Origin of the sequence: Paraburkholderia yinzeri (assembly GCF_046581065.1) — a bacterium.
Taxonomy (GTDB): Bacteria; Pseudomonadota; Gammaproteobacteria; order Burkholderiales; family Burkholderiaceae; genus Paraburkholderia.
In genome coordinates this window covers 800557-820417 of sequence record NZ_JBFOCJ010000001.1, presented here as the reverse complement: position 1 = coordinate 820417, position 19861 = coordinate 800557, and the positions used below count along the sequence as shown (strand labels likewise).

Below are 19861 nucleotides of genomic sequence, written 5' to 3'. Positions count from 1 at the left end.
CACATTCGGCGCCGCAAACCGTTACCATCACACACCTGTCAGCCTTGAACCAGGGAGTCCCGCATGGCGCGGAAGGTGCTAACGGTCTCAATCGGGATCTCAACCCGGGTCTTTGCCCCGGTCTCAACCCGAATCTCGGCCCGGCCGGTGCGCGGCTGCGCACCGGCGAGGCCAGTGAGGCTGGCCGCCATGCTGGCTGCGGCATGCTGCTGGCTTGCCGCCACCTCCACCGCACACGCCGCGATGAACTTCTGCGCGGCCCCCGCGCTGCAGACGAGCGAGCGCACGAGCGCGGATCCCGGCGTCAAGGCGCTGGTGGCCGAAGTGCAGGCGCACGTGAACGACGCGCCCCATCCGCTCGCGAAACTGCACACCGAAGGCACGCTGCCGCACGAGGGCATCTACGACCAGAGCGTGGAGGCGGAGAAAGAGCTCGACCTCATGCGCGACGCCGCGCTCGCGTGGCGAGCCACGAGCAACGACCGCTATCTGAAGCTCGTCGACCGTTTCCTCGCCGCCTGGGTCGCCACCTACCAGCCGAGCTTCAACCCCATCGACGAAACGCACTTCGAAGCGCTGATCCTCGCGTACGACATGACCGCGAGCGCGCTTTCCGTGAAGACGCGCAACGCGACGATGGCGTTCCTGAACCGCATGGGCAGCGGCTATATCGCGCAGGTGGACGCGCAGCCGCGGCCGCTGAAAGGCACGTTCGCGAACAACTGGCAGAGTCATCGGGTCAAACTGATTGCGATGATCGCGTTCACGCTCGACAACCGCAAGATGATCGCGGCGGCGCAGCGCCTGTTCGTCGAGCACATCGGCGACAACGTCGCGCCCGACGGCTCGACGCTCGACTTCGGCGAGCGCGACGCGCTGCACTACGTGACCTACGACCTGCAGCCGCTCGTGACGGCCGCGCTCGCCGCGCGCCGCCACAACCGCAACTGGCTGCCGGAAAAGGCCGCCAACGGCGCGACGCTGGCGAAGGCGCTCGACTGGCTCACGCCCTATGCGCTCGGCGAGAAGACCCACGAGGAATTCGTGCACTCGACGGTGCCGTTCGACGCGCGGCGGCGCGAAGCGGGCCTGCCCGGCTATGCCGGCGCATGGGACCCGCAGAACGCCGCCGAGCTGTATCACCTGGCCGCCCGACTGGACGGCCGCTATACGCCGATCGCGCTCAGGCTCGCGCCCACGCCACCCGCGTGGCTAGCCGTGTGCCTGCCGCTGCCCGCGCGTTGATGTTGCGTTGATGACGCGGCGCCTCGCGCACGGTTATTGCGCGATCGTTTGAAACAGTTTTTCAGCTTTTGAAGCAGGAGCAGTACTCATCATGGCAGTCAGCGTTTTCGATCTCTTCAAAATCGGCATCGGGCCGTCCAGTTCGCACACAGTCGGACCGATGCGCGCGGCGCTGATGTTCGCCGAAGGACTCGAGCGCGACAGCCTGCTCGCGTCCACTGCCTCGGTCAAGGTCGAGTTGTACGGCTCCCTTGGCGCGACCGGCAAGGGCCACGGCACCGACCGCGGCGTAATGCTGGGCCTGATGGGCGACGCCCCGGACACGGTCGACCCGGACACCATCGTCGAGCGTCTCGAAGCCGTGCGCACCTCGCGCCTGCTCGCGCTGCTCGGGCGCCACACGATCCCGTTCGTGCAGAAAGAGCACATCGCGTTCTATCGCCAGGCGCTGCCCGAGCACCCGAACGGCATGAAGCTGCGCGCGCTCGACGCCAACGGCGAGACGCTGCGCGAGAGCACGTATCTGTCCGTGGGCGGCGGCTTCGTCGTGACGGCCGGCGCCCCCAACACGAAGGTGCTGGCCGCCGTCGAGCAACTGCCGCATATGTTCCGCACCGGCGCCGAGATGCTCGCACTGTGCGCCTCGACCGGCAAGAGCGTCGCGCAGCTGATGCTGGAAAACGAGCGCGTCTGGCGCAGCGACGAAGAAATCCGCGCGGGCCTGCTGCGCATCTGGGGCGTGATGCAGTCGTGCGTGGCGCGCGGCTGCGGCATCGGCAATCCGGACGCCGACGGCACGCTGCCGGGACCCTTCAACGTGAAGCGCCGCGCCGCGCAGCTCTATCGCGCGCTCACCGGCAACCCCGAGCGCGCGCTGCAGGACCCGCTCTCGATGATCGACTGGATCAATCTCTACGCGATCGCCGTGAACGAAGAGAACGCGGCCGGCGGCCGCGTCGTCACCGCACCCACCAATGGCGCCGCGGGCATCATCCCCGCCGTGCTGCATTACTACGTGCGCTTCACGCCGGGCGCGAACGAGCAGGGCGTGATCGACTTCCTGCTCACGGCCGCCGCCATCGGCATCCTCTACAAGCTCAATGCCTCGATCTCGGGCGCCGAAGTCGGTTGCCAAGGCGAAGTGGGCGTGGCGTGCTCGATGGCCGCGGGCGCGCTCGCCGCCGTCCTCGGCGGCACGCCGCAGCAGGTGGAGAACGCCGCCGAAATCGGCATGGAACACAACCTCGGCCTCACCTGCGACCCCGTCGGCGGCATGGTGCAAATCCCCTGCATCGAGCGCAACGCCATGGCTTCGGTGAAGGCCGTGAACGCCGCACGCATGGCGCTGCGCGGCGACGGTGCCCATTACGTCTCGCTCGACTCGGTCATCAAGACCATGCGCGAGACCGGCGCCGACATGAAGACCAAGTACAAGGAGACGTCGCGCGGCGGACTCGCGGTGAACATCGTCGAGTGCTGATGCGCTACGCGCGTCACGCCTTTCATAGCGACACACATCTGGAGACATGATCGAGATGACGCAGCCGAACGAAACCGTTTCTTCCGCAACCACCACGGGCGCGCGCCTGCTCGTCGACGCGCTCGTCGCGAACGATGTGACGCGCGTGTTCTGCGTGCCCGGCGAAAGCTATCTCGCTGTGCTCGACGCGCTGCACGACGTGACCGGCCAGATCGAGACGATCGTGTGCCGCCATGAAGCGGGCGCCGCCAATATGGCGGAGGCAGCCGGCAAGCTCACCGGCAAGCCCGGCATCGCATTCGTCACGCGCGGACCGGGTGCGACGCATGCGTCGATCGGCGTGCATACGGCATTCCAGGACTCGACGCCGATGATCCTGCTGATCGGTCAAGTAGCACGCGAGCAGATGGACCGCGAAGCGTTTCAGGAAATCGACTACCGGCGCATGTTCGGCCAGATGGCAAAGTGGGTCGCGCAGATCGACGATCCGCGCCGCGTGCCCGAGTACCTGAGCCACGCGTTCCACGTCGCGACGTCGGGCCGTCCCGGCCCGGTTGTGCTCGCGCTGCCCGAAGACATGCTGAGCGAGCCGTTCCCGGCCTCGCAGGCGCAAGCGGTCGCACCCGCCGCTCAGCGCGTGCAGGCGTCGCCTTCGGCCGCGCAGATCGAGCGGCTGCGCACGCTGCTCGCGAATGCGAAGAAGCCCTTCGTGATCGCGGGCGGCCACGGCTGGACGCCGGCTGCGTGCGCCGATCTGCAGCGCTTCGTCGAGAACTGGCGCCTGCCCATCAGCCTCGCATTCCGCTTCCAGGACACGCTGAACAACGATCACCCGAACTACGCGGGCGACGTGGGCCTCGGCGTGAATCCGGCGCTTGGGCAGCGCATCCGCGAAGCGGACGTGCTGCTCGTACTCGGGCCACGTCTTGGCGAAGCGACAACAGGCGGCTACGCGCTGCTCGACATCCCGAAGACGAAGCAGACGCTGATCCACGTGCACCAGGGCGCAGAGGAACTGGGACGCGTCTATGCGGCCGATCTGCCGATCGTTTCGGGCCTGCCCGAGATCGTGTCGATGCTCGCGGCGCTCGAAGCACCGGCGCAGCCCGTATGGGACGGCGCCGCCGAAGAGGCCCACCACGCATATCTCGCGTGGCGCGAGCCGCGCCCGATGCCTGGCGATGTTCAGTTGGGCGAAGTGATGCAGCAGTTGCGCGCGCGTCTGCCCGACGATGCGATCGTCACGAACGGCGCGGGCAATTACGCAACGTGGCTGCACCGGCACTACGCGTACCGCCACTTCCGCTCGCAGCTTGCGCCCACGAGCGGCGCGATGGGCTACGGCGTGCCTGCTGCCATCGCCGCGAAGTCGCTCTATCCGTCGCGCACGGTGGTCGCGCTCGCCGGGGACGGCTGCTTCATGATGTCCGCGCAAGAACTCGCGACCGCAATGCAGTACGGGCTCGCCGTGGTGTTCATCGTCGTGAACAACGGGCATTACGGCACGATTCGCATGCATCAGGAGCGCCACTATCCGGGGCGCGTGCATGGTACGCAGCTCACGAATCCGGATTTCGCGGCCTTCGCGAAATCGTTCGGCGCGCACGGCGAGACGGTCGAATCGACGGGTGCGTTTCTGCCCGCGCTGGAGCGAGCCCTCAATGCGGGCGGTCCGGCGCTGATCGAAATTCGCATTCCGAAGGATGCGAGCACGCCCGCCGCGACGCTTGAGCAAATTCGCGAGACGGCCTTGAAGGCGCAAGGCTAGGCGCGCTTCATCTGGGTTCGAGGCCACGAACGGCCACGGTTGCGGCCAGACAAAACAAAGCCCTGCAGGAACACATCCCTGCAGGGCTTTTTTATGACTTCCAGTGGCGCAAAAGGCAGACGGCAAAAACCGCCCGCGCTTCACGCCGCGAGGCGCATTACTTGCCGCCCACGCTTTGCAGCGTCGTCCACTTGCCGTCCACGACCTTGTACAGCGTGATGCCACCGTTCTTCAGGTCGCCGTGCGAGTCGTACGCGAGATCCTTCGTCGTCACGGCCGGCATGCTGGTCTTCGCTAGGTACGGCAGGTACTTCGCCGGATCCGTCGAATTCGCCGCCTTCATTGCCGCGAACATCGCCATCGCGCCGTCATACGCATACGGCGAGTAGGTCTGGACGTCCTCGCCAAAGCGCTTCTTGTACTTCTCGACGTAAGCGTTGCCGCCCGGCATTTGGTCGAGCGGCAGGCCCGCGAGCGATGCCACCGTGCCATTCGCGGCGTCGCCCGCGATTTGCAGGAAGGTCGGCGTGTGAACCATCTCGCCGCCCATCAGCGGGGCCTTGATGCCAAGCGACTTCATCTGCTTGACCATCGGCGCGGCTTGCGCGTCGGCGCCACCGTAATAGATCAGGTCCGGGTTCTCGGCCTTGATCTTGGTCAGGATCGACTTGAAGTCCACGGCCTTGTCGTTCGTGTACTCGCGGTCGATGATCGTGCCGCCCGACGCCTTCGCCGCCTTCGAGAACTGGTCGGCAAGACCCTGGCCGTAGGCCGTGCGATCGTCAACCACGGCGATCTTCTTCATGCCGAGGTTCTTCACCGCGAACGTGCCGGCCACCGAACCCTGCTGCGTGTCCGAGGTCATCATGCGGAACGTGGTGTTGAAACCTTGCTGCGTGTACTCCGGCGCCGTGGCCATGGCGATTTCGGGAATGCCGGCGTTCGCGTAGATGCGCGAAGCGGGAATCGTCGTACCCGAGTTGAAGTGGCCGAGCATGCCCTTGATGCCGTCGTCGACGAGCTTCTGCGCGACGGTCGTGCCGGTGCGCGGGTCGGCCTGGTCATCGGCCGAATCCAGCACGAAATGGACCGCCTTACCGCCGATCACGGGCTTCGTGGCGTTCATGTCTTCCACGGCGAGCACGATGCCGTTCTGGAAGTCCTTGCCGTAGTGGGCTTGGGCGCCCGTCATCGGGCCGGCGAAACCGATCTTCACGTCCTCGACTTGCTGCGCGTGCGCGGTCCCCGCCAGCGACATGCCCGCGACGATCGCGGCGCCTGCCAGCTGCTTCATGGTGTGTTGCATAGCTTCTCCTTGGTACCAGGTATGGATGGAGCGGCTTGGGCCCAAGGCTTTGCCGCTTCCTTGTCCTGTGACGACCGATGCAGAGTATAGCGATCTCTGCTTAACCGATCGTCATCAGATTTGCATTGCCGCCCGCCGCGGCCGTGTTCACGCTCACCGAACGCTCCGTGAGGAGACGCTCGAGGGCGTAGTCTTCGTCGCCGTTCGCCAGCGCGTGGGCCGCGACGCCCTGCACCGAAACGATCGGCCCGCCACGCTTGGCCACTTCCTTCACGAGGGCGAGCAGTTCGTCGCTGTCGCCTTCGAAGAGGACGGCATCGTACTGCGCGTCGGCACCCTTTTGTACTCCCACATGCGCTTTGAGCGACGCCGGCAGCGCATTCGCGAGCGCCTCGCCCGCCGCGCCCGCGAAGAGCGCACGGTTGCCCGTCGCCAGCACCACGGCGAGCTGCGCGCGGGCGCCCGTCGCCGTGGAAGGCACGCACAGCACCGTGCCGCGCGCCGAAAGCGTGTAGGTGTTGCGCTCGCCCGTCGGCCCCGGCAGCACGGCGGTCGCTCCCGCCAGCACGTATTCGAGGTAGCCGTCGCAGCGGGCGGCCAGTGCCGGCTCGCGCTCGGCGATGAGCCAGTCGCGCAGCGCGGCGAGCGCCGAATGTGCGGACTGCGGCGCCGACTGCGGACGCTCGCCGCTCTCGCTTTGCGGCGCGTCGACCACCAGCGAGCGGACGAGCGACTGCGGCAGACCGGCCGGACGCTTGGCCAGCAGACGCGAGAGATAGAGCGCGCCGCCCGCCTTCGGACCGGTGCCCGAAAGGCCTTCGCCGCCGAACGGCTGCACGCCCACCACAGCGCCGATCACGTTGCGGTTCACGTAGATGTTGCCCACATGCGCGCGGCCGACCACGTGCGCGATGGTTTCGTCGATGCGCGTATGGATCCCGAGCGTGAGCCCATAACCGGTGGCGCGAATCTGTTCGAGCAGACGGTCGAGCTGGCTGCGGCGATAGCGGATCACGTGCAGGACCGGGCCGAACACTTCGCGCTTGAGCTCGTCCAGGCTGTCGATCTCGATGAGCGTCGGCGGCACGAAGGTGCCCGCGGCGCAGCCTTCGGGCAGCGGCATCTGCGTGACCTTGCGGCCCTTTTCGCGCATCGCGGCGATATGCCCGTCGATGCCGCGCCGCGCCTCCATGTCGATCACGGGGCCGACGTCGGCCGAGAGACGATCAGGATTGCCAATCGAAAGCTCCTTCATCGCGCCTGTGAGCATTTCGAGCGTGCGTTCCGCCACGTCGTCCTGCAGGCACAGCACGCGCAGCGCCGAGCAGCGCTGGCCCGCCGAATCGAACGCGCTTTGCAGCACGTCGGCCACCACCTGCTCCGCGAGCGCCGACGAATCGACGATCATCGCGTTCTGGCCGCCGGTTTCGGCTATCAGCGGGATCGGGCGGCCGTCGGAATCGAGGCGCTCCGCGAGCTTCTTGTTGATGAGGCGCGCGACTTCGGTCGAGCCCGTGAACATCACGGCGCTCGTGCGTGCATCGGCAACGAGCGCCGCGCCCACGGTCTCGCCGTCGCCCGGCAGCAGTTGCACGGCACCGGCCGGCACGCCGGCCTCGCGCAGAATGCGCACGGCCTGGGCGGCGATCAGCGGCGTCTGCTCGGCGGGCTTCGCGAGCACCGTGTTGCCGGCGGCCAGCGCCGCGGCCACCTGGCCCATGAAGATCGCGAGCGGGAAGTTCCACGGGCTGATGCAGACCACGGGGCCGAGCGGGCGATGCGTGTCGTTCGAGAACTCCTCGCGGATCTGCGTGGAGTAGTAGCGCAGAAAATCGACGGCCTCGCGGATTTCCGACACGGCGTTCGGCAGCGACTTGCCCGCCTCGCGCACGATCAGGCCCATGAGCGTGTGCATCTGCGCTTCGAGCAGGTCGGCGGCGCGCGCGAGACAGTCCGCGCGCTCCTCCGCGGGCGTGGCCTGCCAGATCGGCGCGGCGGCCACGGCGTGCGCGAGCGCGGCGCTCACGTGCGCCGGCGTCGCCTCGACCACGGTGCCCACGAGGTCGCGATGATCGGCCGGGTTGCGCACTTCGCGCGCCTCGCCCACGGCAATCTCGTTGCCTTCGAGCATGGGCATCGCGCGCCAGTGATGATGCGCGCTCGCGAGCAGCGCCGAAGAGAGCGACGCAAGGCGATGCTCGTTCGAAAGATCGAGGCCCATCGAATTGAGGCGCTCGCCGCCGTAGAGATCGCGCGGCAGCGGGATCTTCGTGTGCGGCGCGCCGGGCGGCACGACTCTGGCGGCTTCGTCGACGGGGTTCGCCACGAGCTCGCTCACCGGCACCGTTTCGTCGGCAATGCGGTTCACGAACGACGTGTTCGCGCCGTTCTCCAGCAGGCGGCGCACGAGGTACGCGAGCAGCGTCTCGTGCGTGCCGACCGGCGCGTAGACGCGGCACGGACGGTTGAGCTTGCCGGCCGCAAGCGGCCCCGTGACCTCTTCGTAGAGCGGCTCGCCCATGCCGTGCAGGCACTGGAACTCGTACTGGCCGGGATAGTAGTTGTTGCCTGCAAGGTGATAGATCGCCGACAGCGTGTGCGCGTTGTGCGTGGCGAATTGCGGATACACGGCGTCGGGCGCGCCGAGCAGCTTCTTCGCGCACGCGAGGTACGAAACGTCGGTGTAGATCTTGCGCGTGTAGACCGGATAGCCTTCGAGGCCGTCCACCTGGGCGCGCTTGATTTCCGTGTCCCAGTACGCGCCTTTCACGAGGCGCACCATGATGCGGTGACGGCTGCGGCGCGCGAGATCGACGATGTAGTCGATCACGAACGGGCAGCGCTTCTGGTACGCCTGCACCACGAAGCCGATGCCGTTCCAGCCCGCCAGCTCGGGATCGAAGCACAGCGCTTCGAGCAGGTCGAGCGAAATTTCGAGGCGGTCGGCTTCTTCGGCGTCGATGTTCAGACCGATGTCGTAGCGGCGCGCGAGCACGGCGAGCGCACGCACGCGCGGCAGCAGCTCGCTCATCGTGCGTTCCTGCTGCGCGCGCGAGTAGCGGGCATGCAGTGCCGAGAGCTTGATCGAAATGCCCGGGCCTTCGTAGATGCCGCGGCCGCCCGCCGCCTTGCCTATCGCGTGGATCGCCTGCTCATAGGAAGCGTAGTAGCGCTGCGCGTCGGCTTCGGTCGTGGCCGCTTCGCCGAGCATGTCGTACGAGTAGCGGAAGCCGCGCGCCTCGTACTTGCGGCTGTTGGCGAGCGCCTCGGAGATGTTCTCGCCCGTGACGAACTGCTCGCCCATCAGGCGCATCGCCATGTCCACGCCCTTGCGGATCAGCGGCTCGCCGCCCTTGCCGATCATGCGCGTGAGCGCCGACGAAAGGCCTGTCTCGCTGTTCGTCGTGACAAGCTTGCCGGTGATCATGAGGCCCCAGGTGGCCGCGTTCACGAACAGCGACGGCGCGTGGCCCACGTGGGATTTCCAGTCGCCCTTGCTGATCTTGTCGCGGATCAGCGCGTCGCGCGTGGCGCGGTCGGGAATGCGCAGGAGCGCTTCGGCCAGACACATGAGCGCCACGCCTTCCTGGCTGGACAGTGAGAACTCGTGGATTAGCCCTTCTACGCCGCCGCCCGTGCGCTTCGCGCGCAGCGTCTCGACGAGGCGCGTGGCGAGCTTCGTGACGTCGCCCGTGAGATTGGCGGGCAGACGCGCCTCGCCGATCAGGAACGGCACGCATTCCGGCTCGGGACGGCGGTACGCGGCCGTAATCGCCGCGCGCAGCACCGACTGCGGTTGCACGTTTTGCGCGAATTCGAGGAACGGGTGCGACGCCGCGTCGTCTTCGGCGTCGGTGGTGGCGCCGTCCGCCAGATCGGTGGCGCCCACGTGCCCGTTCAGCTCGGGCGGCAGTTGACCGTGCTCGATCTTTTCGAGGTAGGCGAAGATGGCTTGCTTGATGAGCCAGTGGGGCGTGCGCTCGAGGCGCGTGGCGGCGTCTTTCAGACGGGAGCGCAGGAGGTCGTCGACTTTGACGCCAAGAGTGGTGCTAGCCATGATTCCTTCGTTTGCCGGCTGACCCGCACCGGCCAATGACCAAAAAGTTGGCGCATCGTAACCTTCCAAATAAAAAGGTGCAACCATCCAAAGAGATGGTTGCACCGCTCGCGATCCCTTGTAGCGCCTGGGTTTGCGGCAAATGCCCGCCAGCCGGGGCAAGCCGGTAGTACTCAGTATTTTCCCTGACCCAAACTTTTTTTGACGCCCTTCACCGAAACGCATTCCCGCCGTTATACAGGTAGCAAGACGGGGGAAAGCAACAAGTACTGGAAGCGTTGAGGCCTGGAATGGAAAAGTTCATGGTGGTGGCGGGAATCTGGATCATGTGTGCGTTTTGCGCAGTGCTGTTCATTCGAGGCGCGTCGGCGCCTGCAATGCAGCGAGTGCGATATGAAAGAAAGCGATAGACGCGCTCGCGCCAGGCACCGCGGCTAGATATCGAGCGGATCGACTTCCAGATTCCAGCGCAGGACGCCGCGCAGCGACCTCAGCACCGGTAGCCATGCGCGCAGCGTGGCCTGAAGCGCCGCGCGCGACTGGCTCTCGACGAGCAGTTGCGCACGGTGGACGTTCATGACCTTCACGATGGTCATCGGCACGGCATCGTAGATGGTCACGCGTTCCGCGTCCGGGATGGCGGACAGCGCGCCGGCGGCCTCGCCGAGAAATGCAAGCGCCGCCTCCAGCGTGCGGCCCTCGGCACGCAGCAGCGCCTGGTAGACGAACGGCGGCAGGTGCGCGTCGCGCCGTTCCGCGAGCTGCGCGTTCGCAAATCCCACGTAGTCATGACGCGCCAGCGCGTGATAAAGCGCATGGCGCGGATAGCGCGTCTGCACCAGCACCTCGCCGGGCAAGCCCCCGCGGCCGGCGCGGCCGCTCACCTGCATGAGCTGGGCGAAGAGGCGCTCGCTCGCGCGGAAGTCGTGCGAGAAAAGCGCATTGTCGGCGTTCAGCACGCCCACCAGGGAAACGCGCTGGAAGTCGTGCCCCTTCGCGATCATCTGCGTGCCGACGAGGATGTCGACGTCGCCCGCATGCACGTCCGACAAGAGCGCCTGCGCGCTGCCCTTGCGGCGCGTGCTGTCGGCGTCGATGCGCAGCACCCGCGCGCCCGGCACCGCGCTCGCCAGTGCTTCCTCGATGCGTTGCGTGCCGCGCCCCATCGGCGCGATGTCGACGTTGCCGCACTCCGGGCACGAACGCGGGATGCGCGACTCCCAGCCGCAGTGGTGGCAGCGCAGCGCGTGCTCGGGCTTGTGCAGCACGACGTAGGCGCTGCAGCGCGGACAGCCGGCAACCCAGCCGCAGGCGTCGCACGAGAGCACCGGGGCATAGCCGCGCCGGTTCAGGAATACGAGACTTTGCTCGCCGCGCTCGAGCCGCGCCTTCATGGCTGCGACCAGCGGCCCCGAGAGCCCTTCGAACGACGCTCTCCCGCGCCGCCGTTCCTCTTCCAGATCGATCAGGCGCACGGCGGGCAACGCAGCGTCGGCCACCGCGCGCCGCGCGAGCGTCAGGCGCGTATAGCGGCCCCGCTCCGCCTGCCACCAGCTTTCCAGCGACGGGGTCGCCGAGCCGAGCACCACCGGCACGCCAAGCTGCTTCGCGCGCCATACGGCGAGGTCGCGCGCCGAGTAGCGCAGGCCCTCCTGCTGCTTGTAGGCGGGCTCGTGCTCCTCGTCCACGACCACCATCGCGAGACGCGGCAGCGAAGCCAGCACCGCGAGGCGCGTGCCGAGCACGATGCGCGCGCGGCCCGCATGCGCGGCGAGCCAGTTGCGCGCGCGCTCGCCTTCGGCCAGACCGCTGTGGAGCGTGACGATGGCGTCGTCGGCGAGCGTGGCCGCGAAGCGCGTGCGGAATGCCGCCTCGAACTGCGGCGTGAGATTGATCTCGGGGACGAGCACGAGCGCCTGGGCGGCGGGCTCGCGTTCGAGCAGCGCCGCGAGCGCGCGCAGGTAGACCTCGGTTTTGCCGCTGCCCGTCACGCCGAACAGCAAAAACGGCGTGAAGCCACGGGCGGCCGCGATCGCTTCGACGGCCTCCGACTGCTCGTCGCTGAGCGTCGGAACCGGTACGGCCAGTTCGGCGGCGACGCTGGCCGTACGGTCTCGATCGACGGCAGCGACCGCAGCGCCCCCGGCGGACCGCATGCCGAACTCGACGCGCTCGTATTCCACCCAGCCCGCCTCGCGCCAGCCTTCCAGCGCCGCCGCGGCCTTCGGGTGAAGCGCGCGTGCATCGGCAAAGTCGAGCTCGCCCCGTTCGGCGAGCGCCTGCGCCAGCCGCCGTAACGCCTGCGCCCGTGCTGGCAGCGCCTCGGGCAGCGCCTCGCGGCCCGCCGGCAGCAGCCGGTAGCGCTCCTCCGGCGCCAGCAGGCGGTCCCAGCGCGAAGGATCACGCAACGCCTGCGGCAACGCGGGTAGCGCGACCTCGCCCAACCCACGCTGGTAATAATCGGCAGCGAACTCCGCCAGCTCGATCCACGGCGCGGAAAGCGGCGGACAGGCGGCACACACGGCACCGACGTCGCGGAGCTTCTCGGGCGGAACCTCGCTGTGAGCGCTCACTTCACAGACGAGACCCACGACGTCGCGGCGGCCGAACGGCACGCGCACCAGCATGCCCGGCTGCGGCTCGGGGGCGTGTTCGGGATAGCGATAGTCGTAGAGCACCTGCAACGGATGATCGAGCGCCACGCGCACGAAGCGGGCCGTCACGGGTTTCTCCCAAGAGCTATCTGTGCGCCACCGCATATTCGGCCGCACTTAAAGTAAAACTTCACATTCAGCGCTAAGTTTTGGATTCCGCAGAACAATCATGCCCTCATCCCTGTGCCTGTGGATAACTTTGTTGAGAACTCACCGCTCGCACACCGGAAAGGCCGTCGCCGGGCCATTACGTGGGACAGCGCACAAATCGCCGTGGAGCGGCGAAAGCCTTGTCTGTCAAGGGTCTGATTGTCCAGATGCTGGTCAGGATGCGCGGCTGCGGCAATTTCTACCTCTTGCGCGCCGCAACGAGAAAAGTGTGCATAAGTCAAGTCTTGACTTCGGCGGAAGCGCTTCCCGCTGGCCGTTTAGGCCCATCCGCACCCTGACGCCCAGAGCCCAGTACATTGCGCTGCATCAAATTCGCCGCACCGAATCCGTGGCAATAAATCGGCCAATCCATGGTCAATGCGTGGTCAATACACGGTCAATGCGCGCCAGTATGAATCGTCCGGCTATGACGATGCACCTCGTCCACCAGTTCGGCGACATGCTCGGGCGGCGTGAATTGCGAAATGCCGTGGCCGAGATTGAAGACGTGGCCCGGATGGGGGCCGAAGCTGTCGAGGACTGCGCGCGCCTGCTCGCGTATCGCCGCGGGCGGAGCAAACAGCACCGTCGGATCGAGATTGCCCTGTAACGCGACGCGCCCGCCCACGCGTTCGCGCGCGCGGCCGAGATTCACCGTCCAGTCGACACCGACGGCATCCACGCCGGTCGCCGCAATCTCGTCCAGCCAGAGACCGCCTCCCTTCGTGAACGTGATGACGGGCACGCGCTCGCCGTCATGCTCGCGCTTGAGCGCCGCCACCACCTGAGCGATGTAGTTCAGCGAGAAACGCTGGTAGGTGCCGTCCGCCAATGCACCGCCCCAGGTGTCGAAGATCATGACGGCCTGTGCGCCTGCCTCGATCTGCGCATTCAGATAAGCGGCGACCGCCTGCGCATTCACTTCGAGAATGCGCTGCATCAGATCGGGCCTCGCGTACAGCATCGACTTGACCGTGCGGAAGTCGTCCGAACCGCCGCCTTCGACCATGTAGCACGCGAGCGTCCACGGGCTGCCCGAAAAGCCGATCAGCGGCACGCGCTGGCGCCCCTGTGCGTCGGTGAGCGCTCGGCGGATCTCGCGCACGGCGTCCGTGACATAGCCGAGCGTCGCGCCGATGTCCGGCACCGCGAGCTTCGCGACATCGGCTTCCGTTCGCACCGGATGCGCGAACTTCGGCCCCTCGCCCGCCTGGAAGTCGAGGCCGAGGCCCATCGCGTCGGGAATCGTCAGGATGTCGGAAAACAGGATGGCGGCGTCGAGCGGAAAGCGTTCGAGCGGCTGCAGCGTGACTTCGGTTGCGTAGTCCGGGTTCTTGGCGAGGCCCAGAAAACTGCCGGCGCGGCTGCGCGTGGCGTTGTACTCCGGCAGATAACGGCCCGCCTGGCGCATCAGCCAGATCGGTGTGTACTCGGTCGGCTGCCGCAACAGCGCGCGCAGAAAGGTGTCGTTCAGAAGGGTATGAGCCACGGGCGGGGGCGCTGGTGCGCTTCAGGATTCAGGAGCAAGCGGTCATTTTACCGGAGCGGCCGTGCCGGGATGGCGGTGATGGGCGGCATAACCGGGACACCGGCGCGCTCGGATCGGCCAACGCTTACCCGTGGCGCACGCGCGGGCTATCATCGAGCGGCTTTCCGAACCCGCTGGCCATTCGCCCTATTGCTATCGAGGAGACTCCGTGAAGAAGAAAGGAGCCGTTATCCGCACGTTCGTGACGTTCACCCTCCTTTGCACCAACGCCTGCGCCGTGCCCGCATGGGCGCAAAGCGCCGCCGCGCCCTCCCGGCTCGACGAAGTGATCGCGCGCGGCACGCTGCGCGCCTGCACGACCGGCGACTACAAGCCTTATTCGTACTATCGGCCGGACGGCGCGTTCGAAGGCATCGACATCGACATGACGGAGTCGCTGGCGAAATCGCTGGGTGTGAAAACCGAGTTCGTCAGGACAACGTGGTCTAACCTGACGAGCGACTTTCTCGCGAAGTGCGACGTGGCAGTGGGCGGCGTTTCGACCTCGCTCGAACGCCAGAAGCGCGCCTTCTTCACCGAGCCGTATCAGGTGGACGGCAAGACACCGATCGTCCGCTGCGGCGACGTTGCCAGGTATCAGACGGTGGCGCAGATCGACCAGGCGTCGACGCGCGTGATCGTGAACCCTGGCGGCACGAACGAGCGCTTCGCACGGCAGTTCTTCCCGCATGCGACGCTGACGGTCTACCCGGACAACGTGACGATCTTCAAGCAGATCCTGGCGGGCAAGGCCGACGTGATGGTCACCGACGCATCGGAGACATTGCTGCAGCAAAAGCTGAATCCGGGACTGTGCTCCGTGCATCCGGACCAGCCGTTCCAGTACGGCGAAAAGGCATGGATGGTGCCGCGCGGCGACGTGATCTTCCAGCAGTACGTCGATCAGTGGCTGCATCTGCTGCGCGCGAGCGGCGAATACCAGGTTATCTACGACAAGTGGCTCAAGTAAGCCGCTTTGCCCTCTGATGCGCGACTCACCGGGCATTAAATCGCACGAAGAGTTGCAACGGACCATTGCAGAGCACGGCGTGTGCCGAGTCGATGGAAAGTTGTCGAAAGACGGCGATGCGGTTCGCATCCGTGCATGGCATGCATGCTTTGCTTAGATCAATGCATCCAAATGTCCACGGGACGGACGTTTGTCTATGCACCGTGAATTCAGGAGATCGACGGCCCATTTGAGTGTCTGTGCGCCACACTACACGCCGGTAAAAATGACTTCGAAAAAACATTCAGGATGGCAAAAAATCCCTCGAAGCCTTACCTGGCGGGCGTTACAACCTGAAACACTTTGTTACCGCGAACCCCCATCAATTCGCCCACAATGCCTTCAACGGTTTCAACACGGATGTGGCTTGGTGTCAGTGTGAGCGGACATGAACCACCAGCCGGTCGGCAGTTTGCCGAAGCCCTTCCAAGGGGCATCCTTGTTGGAGCCGTACCGGCGTTACACCAGCGGTACGTAGCTATCCGGCTCCTTCTTTGGTCTCCTCGCGCTAACCCCGTAGCGTGTGGTTTTTAGCGGGCTCCAGGCCCGCTTTTTTTTCGTCTGCGCTTTTCTCATCCATTCCGGATCGACGCGTGTTGCCGACGGCTTCCGTTCGTTACCCATCCTTCGGTTTCCCGATCATTGCCACACAATGGCCCGCTACGCGGCTCGCTATTTTAACGCGGGCCATGTGTCGCAAATTGATATGGCGGGCGCTCACGCCGTCTTCTGCTCGTCGAGTTTCAGCTCTTCGATCATGCGTGCGCGCATCACGAACTTCTGCGCCTTGCCCGTCACGGTCATCGGCAACTCGTCCACGAAGCGGATGTACTTCGGGATCTTGTAGTGCGCAATCTGCCCCTGGCAGAATGCCTGAATCTCTTCGGCGCTGACCGCTTCGCCCGAACGCAGCACGATCCAGGCACATACCTCCTCGCCGTATTTCGCGTCGGGCACGCCGAACACCTGCACGGTTTGCACCTTCGGATGCCGAAACAGGAATTCTTCGATCTCGCGTGGATAGATGTTTTCCCCGCCGCGAATCAGCATGTCTTTCAGACGCCCGACGATGTTGCAATAACCGTCGGCGTCGAGCGTCGCCAGATCCCCCGTGTGCATCCAGCCGTCGACGATCGCTTCGGCCGTCTTCGCCTCGTCGCCCCAGTAGCCGAGCATCACCGAATAACCCTTCGTGCACAGCTCGCCCGTCTCGCCGACGGGCACGACGCTACCGAACGGATCCACGATCTTCACCTCGAGATGAGGCTGGATCTGCCCCACCGTCGTCGTGCGCTTGTCGAGCGGATCCGTGGTCGAACTCTGGAACGACACCGGGCTCGTCTCCGTCATGCCGTAAGCGATCGTGATCTCCGCCAGATGCATTTGCGAGACCACGCGCTTCATTGTCTCGATCGGGCAAGGCGAGCCGGCCATGATGCCGGTGCGCAGGCGCGAGAGGTCGAAGCGCGCAAAGTCCGGGTGATCGAGTTCGGCAATGAACATCGTGGGAACGCCATGCAGGGCCGTGCATTGCTCCTCTGAAACGGCTTCGAGCGTCGCGCGCGGATCGAACGCTTCGCCGGGGAACACCATGTTCGCCCCCACCGAAACGCAGGCGAGCACCGCGAGCACCATGCCGAAGCAGTGATAGAGCGGCACCGGGATGCAAAGCGAATCCGCCTCGGTAAGACGCATCGCCATGGCGATGAAGCGGCCGTTATTCACAACGTTGCGATGCGTGAGCGTCGCGCCCTTCGGATTGCCGGTCGTACCGCTCGTGAACTGGATGTTGATGGGATCGTCGGCATTCAGCGTGGCGCCGATCGCATCGAGCTCGACCTTGCCACCCCGTTCGAGCCGCTCGCGGCCGTCTTCGATCAATTCGCTAAAATTCAGCATCCCCGGCGTTTCGGTGTCGCCCATGCGGATCACCGCGCGCAGTTCCGGCAGCTTCGCCGCATGCAGATCGCCCGGGGTCGCGCTCGCGAGCTCGGGCGCAAGCGTTTGCAGCATGTCGAGGTACTTCGATGTCTTGAAGCTCTCGGCGGCGACAATCGCCTTGCAGCCCACCTTGTTCAGCGCGTATTCGAGCTCGGCCAGGCGGTAAGCCGGATTGATGTTGACGAGCACGGCGCCAACGCGCGCGGTGGCGAACTGGGTGAGAAGCCACTCGACGCGGTTGGGCGACCAGATGCCGACACGGTCGCCCTTACGAATGCCGATCGCGAGCAAACCCGCAGCGAGCACGTCGACCTCTTCGGCAAATTCACGCCAGTTCCAGCGGATGCCCTGCTCGCGAAACACGACCGCGGGCCGCTCCGGTACCCGCGCCGCGGTGTCCTGCAGAAAGGCCCCGAGGGTGGCATTGGAAAGCGGTACGGCGGTCGTGCCGCGTACATAGGAAAGCCCGTCTTTCGGCGCGATGAGCGCTTCGCGCGCATCGGGTGCGTCGATTGCCATGATGGCCGTCTCCCCGGGAGTCTCGATCCCGATTGAAATCCGTTTGAAAAACATTGTGCGCCGGGCCCGCAGGCGCCGGCATCAAGTTTTACCCGCAGCGCATACGCTGCGTCCGGGTCCCGAGGCACGCACCCTCGCCGCTCCCGAAGGCATGATTTCGCATTACCTTTCCGTAAACGTCAAGTGGGGAGTACGAGCAAAAAAAATGGGCCCCGTTGGGAGCCCATTTCACTTCGCACTACGCGGTACCTGATGGCACCAGCCTGATGCGCGCGTACGCCAGCTCAATGCTGGTTCATCTTGCGCAGGCGCTGGATCGCCGCGAGCTGCGCCACCGCGTAGGCCAGTTCAGCCTGCGCCGTCGCGTACTCGAGGTTCGAGCCGGCGTTCTGCAGTACCTCTTCAGCGCGCTTACGCGCTTCGTCGGCCTTCGCTTCGTCGAGATCCGCGCCGCGGATCGCCGTGTCGGCCAGCACCGTCACGACGCCCGGCTGGATTTCGAGAATGCCACCGGCGACGAACACGAACTCTTCCTCGTCGTTTTCAGCGACGATGCGCACGGCACCCGGACGGATACGCGTGATGAGCGGCGTATGACCCGGCAGAATGCCCAACTCGCCCGCCTCGCCCGGTAGCGCGATGAACTTCGCCCGGCCCGCGAAGATGCTCTCTTCGGCGCTGACGACGTCTACCTTGATGGTTGCTGCCATATATGTCGACTCCTGATCCTGAGTAAGTTGCGTGGGCGTGGCGCCTCGCGAACGAAGCACCGCGCCCCTTTTTCAGCAACTCAACCTTTACTGGATCTTCTTGGCCTTCTCGAAGGCTTCGTCGATCGTGCCGACCATGTAGAACGCCTGCTCCGGCAGATGATCGCACTCGCCGTCGACGATCATCTTGAAGCCGCGGATGGTTTCCTTGAGCGGCACGTACTTGCCCGGCGAGCCCGTGAAGACTTCCGCGACATGGAACGGCTGCGAGAGGAAACGCTGGATCTTGCGTGCGCGGGCGACGGCCAGCTTGTCTTCCGGCGACAGTTCGTCCATGCCCAGAATCGCGATGATGTCGCGCAGTTCCTTGTAGCGCTGGAGCGTCTGCTGCACGCCACGCGTGATCGAGTAGTGCTCTTCGCCAATCACGTTCGGGTCGATCTGACGCGAGGTCGAATCGAGCGGGTCCACGGCGGGGTAGATGCCGAGCGAAGCGATGTCACGCGAGAGCACGACGGTTGCGTCGAGGTGGCCGAAGGTCGTGGCCGGTGACGGGTCCGTCAAGTCGTCCGCAGGGACGTACACGGCCTGAACCGAGGTAATCGAGCCCTTCTTGGTCGACGTGATGCGCTCTTGCAGCTTGCCCATTTCTTCAGCCAGCGTCGGCTGATAACCCACTGCCGACGGCATCCGGCCGAGCAGTGCCGACACTTCGGTACCGGCCAGCGTGAAACGGTAGATGTTGTCGACGAAGAACAGCACGTCGAGGCCTTCGTCACGGAAGTACTCGGCCATCGTCAGACCGGTCAGCGCGACGCGCAGACGGTTGCCCGGCGGCTCGTTCATCTGGCCGTACACCAGCGCGACCTTGTCCAGAACGTTCGAGTCCTTCATTTCGTGGTAGAAGTCGTTGCCCTCACGGGTACGCTCGCCCACGCCCGCGAACACGGAGTAACCGCCGTGCTCCTTCGCGATGTTGTTGATGAGCTCCATCATGTTGACGGTCTTGCCCACGCCCGCGCCACCGAACAGACCCACCTTGCCGCCCTTGGCGAACGGGCAGATCAGGTCGATCACCTTGATGCCGGTTTCGAGCAGTTCCGCCGAAGGCGAGAGCTCGTCGAACGCCGGGGCGTTCTGGTGGATCGCGCGCGTCGTTTCGCTGACGATCGGGCCCGCTTCGTCGATCGGGCGGCCGAGCACGTCCATGATGCGGCCGAGCGTCGGCTTGCCGACCGGCACGCTAATGGGCTTGCCCGTGTTCTTCACCACGGTGCCGCGGCGCAGACCGTCCGACGCACCCAGACAAATGGTGCGCACGACGCCGTCGCCAAGCTGCTGCTGCACTTCGAGGGTCAGTTCCGTGCCTTCGAGAATCAGTGCGTCGTAGATCTTCGGCATGTGCTCACGCGGGAACTCCACGTCGATCACGGCGCCGATGCACTGTACGATCTTGCCTTCCGGCAAAGCAGTTGTACTCATCGATTTTCCTTT

The 19861-nt window shown here is 65.6% G+C and carries 11 protein-coding genes; 4 read left to right on the top strand and 7 right to left on the bottom strand.

What is annotated here, in order from left to right; translation table 11 throughout:
• The first annotated feature begins 189 nt into the window (after window positions 1-189).
• The 3 genes from WJ542_RS03945 to WJ542_RS03935 all read left to right on the top strand — a co-directional run bounded on the left by WJ542_RS03945 (window position 190) and on the right by WJ542_RS03935 (window position 4493).
• Entirely contained in the window at window positions 190-1245 is a 1056-nt protein-coding gene (locus tag WJ542_RS03945) for an alginate lyase family protein (RefSeq protein ID WP_411188027.1), read from the top strand.
• A gap of 91 nt (window positions 1246-1336) precedes the next feature.
• Window positions 1337-2725 carry an L-serine ammonia-lyase gene (locus tag WJ542_RS03940; protein ID WP_411188025.1) on the top strand — a complete coding sequence of 463 codons (1389 nt, stop codon included), beginning with the start codon at window positions 1337-1339 and terminating at the stop codon, window positions 2723-2725.
• A gap of 55 nt (window positions 2726-2780) precedes the next feature.
• Window positions 2781-4493 carry a thiamine pyrophosphate-binding protein gene (locus WJ542_RS03935; RefSeq protein WP_411190470.1) on the top strand — a complete coding sequence of 571 codons (1713 nt, stop codon included), beginning with the start codon at window positions 2781-2783 and terminating at the stop codon, window positions 4491-4493.
• 157 nt (window positions 4494-4650) lie between these two features.
• On the opposite strand, the gene WJ542_RS03930 is transcribed toward WJ542_RS03935, so the two are convergent.
• The 4 genes from WJ542_RS03930 to hemE form a co-directional block, all read right to left on the bottom strand.
• The gene (locus WJ542_RS03930; protein WP_411188023.1) at window positions 4651-5799 is read right to left on the bottom strand and encodes a branched-chain amino acid ABC transporter substrate-binding protein; all 1149 of its coding nucleotides are present in this window, start codon (window positions 5797-5799) and stop codon (window positions 4651-4653) included.
• A gap of 100 nt (window positions 5800-5899) precedes the next feature.
• Window positions 5900-9856, bottom strand: coding sequence for a trifunctional transcriptional regulator/proline dehydrogenase/L-glutamate gamma-semialdehyde dehydrogenase (gene putA / locus WJ542_RS03925; protein WP_411188021.1), 3957 nt, complete (start codon window positions 9854-9856; stop codon window positions 5900-5902).
• 434 nt (window positions 9857-10290) lie between these two features.
• Complete coding sequence (locus tag WJ542_RS03920; RefSeq protein ID WP_411188019.1) at window positions 10291-12579, bottom strand: primosomal protein N'; 2289 nt, start codon at window positions 12577-12579, stop codon at window positions 10291-10293.
• A 478-nt stretch (window positions 12580-13057) separates the two neighbouring features.
• A complete protein-coding gene (hemE, locus tag WJ542_RS03915) occupies window positions 13058-14149 on the bottom strand; it encodes a uroporphyrinogen decarboxylase (protein ID WP_411188017.1) in 1092 nt (363 codons plus the stop codon).
• A 241-nt stretch (window positions 14150-14390) separates the two neighbouring features.
• Here hemE and WJ542_RS03910 point away from each other — a divergent pair, with 241 nt between their 5' ends.
• Entirely contained in the window at window positions 14391-15158 is a 768-nt protein-coding gene (locus WJ542_RS03910; protein WP_411190468.1) for a transporter substrate-binding domain-containing protein, read from the top strand.
• A gap of 756 nt (window positions 15159-15914) precedes the next feature.
• Here WJ542_RS03910 and WJ542_RS03905 read toward each other — a convergent pair.
• From WJ542_RS03905 to atpD, 3 genes are all read right to left on the bottom strand, one after another.
• Entirely contained in the window at window positions 15915-17657 is a 1743-nt protein-coding gene (locus WJ542_RS03905; RefSeq protein ID WP_411188015.1) for an AMP-binding protein, read from the bottom strand.
• A gap of 284 nt (window positions 17658-17941) precedes the next feature.
• Complete coding sequence (locus WJ542_RS03900) at window positions 17942-18367, bottom strand: F0F1 ATP synthase subunit epsilon (protein WP_027793064.1); 426 nt, start codon at window positions 18365-18367, stop codon at window positions 17942-17944.
• An 87-nt stretch (window positions 18368-18454) separates the two neighbouring features.
• Entirely contained in the window at window positions 18455-19849 is a 1395-nt protein-coding gene (atpD, locus tag WJ542_RS03895) for a F0F1 ATP synthase subunit beta (protein WP_411188013.1), read from the bottom strand.
• Window positions 19850-19861: the final 12 nt, after the last annotated feature.

What these genes read in the sequence shown, in the direction of transcription:
- WJ542_RS03945 (WP_411188027.1), top strand. Translation starts at nt 190, where the DNA reads ATGCTGGCTGCGGCATGCTGCTGGCTTGCCGCCACCTCCACCGCACAC.
- WJ542_RS03940 (WP_411188025.1), top strand. Translation starts at nt 1,337, where the DNA reads ATGGCAGTCAGCGTTTTCGATCTCTTCAAAATCGGCATCGGGCCGTCC.
- WJ542_RS03935 (WP_411190470.1), top strand. Translation starts at nt 2,781, where the DNA reads ATGACGCAGCCGAACGAAACCGTTTCTTCCGCAACCACCACGGGCGCG.
- WJ542_RS03930 (WP_411188023.1), bottom strand. Translation starts at nt 5,799, where the DNA reads ATGCAACACACCATGAAGCAGCTGGCAGGCGCCGCGATCGTCGCGGGC.
- putA (WP_411188021.1), bottom strand. Translation starts at nt 9,856, where the DNA reads ATGGCTAGCACCACTCTTGGCGTCAAAGTCGACGACCTCCTGCGCTCC.
- WJ542_RS03905 (WP_411188015.1), bottom strand. Translation starts at nt 17,657, where the DNA reads ATGGCAATCGACGCACCCGATGCGCGCGAAGCGCTCATCGCGCCGAAA.
- WJ542_RS03900 (WP_027793064.1), bottom strand. Translation starts at nt 18,367, where the DNA reads ATGGCAGCAACCATCAAGGTAGACGTCGTCAGCGCCGAAGAGAGCATC.
- atpD (WP_411188013.1), bottom strand. Translation starts at nt 19,849, where the DNA reads ATGAGTACAACTGCTTTGCCGGAAGGCAAGATCGTACAGTGCATCGGC.